This is a genomic window from Cupriavidus sp. SIMBA_020 (genome assembly GCF_046535395.1).
Taxonomy (GTDB): domain Bacteria; phylum Pseudomonadota; class Gammaproteobacteria; order Burkholderiales; family Burkholderiaceae; genus Cupriavidus; species Cupriavidus campinensis.
In genome coordinates this window covers 1-258 of the sequence record NZ_JAWRWU010001003.1, presented here as the reverse complement: position 1 = coordinate 258, position 258 = coordinate 1, and the positions used below count along the sequence as shown (strand labels likewise).

The window sequence follows — 258 nt, the reverse complement described above, 5'->3', positions numbered from 1 at the left end:
ACACATGCCATCACCGGCCGCGCGGCCAGCGCCTGGTGCGCGGCGCTGCTCGCGGCGCTGGCGCTGCACTCCTCAGGCCGGGCCGAAGCCAACAATGCCCTGTCGGCCTATGCCACGCCGGTGCAGAAGTATGCGCTGGCGCTGGAGGCCCAGACCCAGGGCGACTACCCCGCCATGCTGGCCTGGTTGCGGGCGGCGGCGCGCGAAGGCCACGCACCGGCCCAGCGCATGCTCGGCATTGCATTGATCGGCGGTCCG

1 pseudogene is annotated in these 258 nt (G+C 72.9%); it reads left to right on the top strand.

The features are described 5' to 3' along the window. Positions 1-258 (top strand): annotated as a pseudogene (locus SB751_RS32490) (sel1 repeat family protein); the annotation flags it as partial.